A 1,487-nucleotide genomic window follows, 5' to 3' on the forward strand; every position below is an offset into this window, starting at 1 on the left:
GCCGCCGACGGCGGGTGGAGGGCCTGTTGTCGGTTGCGAAGGTGAACGGTTTCGTCGTAGCGGACGCCTCGGGTGAGGCAGTGCCACAGAATTTCCAGCCACCGGTTAGCCAGGGCACGCAGGGCGCTGTGGTGTGCTTTACCGGCGGTGATTTTCGCGTCGTAGAACTGGCGTGCCCAGCACGAGGTGGTCAGGCTGCAGAAAGCCCATTGATGCACGGCCGTGCCGAGATAGCGGTTGTGGGCCAAACGTCGGGCTACCACGAGTTCGCTGCGGCCGGACCGGCGGGTGACCGGCGCTGTTCCGGCGTAGCATTGCAGCCCGTTGGGTGTGTCGAACTGCTCGATGTGGTCTCCGATTTCTCCGGCGATCCGGGCGGCGAGCCGGTCCCCGAGTCCGGGGAAGCTGAGATAGATATCACCGCCCGGGATCGCTTTTCCCGGATCAGGCTCCTTCGGTTGTCTCGCTCGGCCGTAGCGGGCCGAGCCCAGCAGAAGTTCACCCATGCGGCGTTCCCAGGCTTTGCGGGCCGTTCGCAACGCCAGCAATTGGGTGGCGGTCAGACCGATGGTGGTTTCTTTCGCTCGGACCAGATAGTCCTTGACGGGCAGCTGCTCGGCGGCCAGGGCATCGGTCACGCGCGCGGCGAACCGGTCCGGCCAGCCGTGTTTGGCGGCTCGGGCGAGCCCTTCGATGTCCTCTCGGCTGGCTGCGGCCAGGTGAGTCTGGGCAGGCCAGCGCGCCAGCAGTTTCAGCATTACCGGCGAGCCGAGGTCGTCACCGGCGATGGTCAGCGCGGCGGGGAAGGTGGCCAGCAGGTCAGCGCGCAGCCGGTTCAACAGACGCCGTTGGTCGCGGGCGGCCCGCTCGTCGTCGCGGGCGATCGTGCGCAACTCGCCGGCCAGTTCGCCGTGCGGGATCAGTTTCCGCAGTTCCAGGAACTGATCCAGTGCCATGAAACAGCAGATGCGGGCGTCTTCGGCGTCGTCTTTCTTTTTGGCTGGGCCGCGGCGGCGGGCTACCAGATCGGGGTTGACCGGCAGCACTGTGAAACCCGCGTCGGTCAACGCTTCGACCAGCGCGCCGTGTCGGGTTTCCAGAACGACTCGGATTTCGGCGGGGTCGGGTTCCAGTTCCAGGCATCGGGTTACCAGTCGCCGGACTCCGGCGGCGGTGTGGTCGAAACGGAACTGTTCGATCACTCCCGTTCCTGGCTGACCCAACGCCACATCGTGAAACGATTCTGCCCAGTCAATACCAACGCCAAGCAAATGACTCGACTCCTCTCCTCGCGACCATCGAAACGACCGGAGCGGGAGGCATTGCATCGTGCTGATAGACCAGTCCTCATCGGGACGACACCTTCCGAGATGGCGAGCCTCCGGCTGAAACCTCCGGGGACGCCGTCTCATTTCAGTCCTCGCAGGACAAGCGAGCAGAGCGTTCCCCGGAGGTCCCGGCCATGAATGAAGGTAGCCCTATCAGCG

1 protein-coding gene is annotated in these 1,487 nt (G+C 65.2%); it reads right to left on the bottom strand.

All coding sequences use genetic code 11. The features are described from left to right. Positions 1 to 1,202, bottom strand: a 1,202-nt coding sequence (locus ACTOWY_RS44760) for an IS110 family transposase (protein ID WP_441315693.1), incomplete at its 3' end; no start/stop codon positions are given. Positions 1,203 to 1,487 lie beyond the last annotated feature (285 nt).

This window comes from Crossiella sp. CA198 (assembly GCF_052078295.1).
Classification (GTDB): Bacteria; Actinomycetota; Actinomycetes; order Mycobacteriales; family Pseudonocardiaceae; genus Crossiella.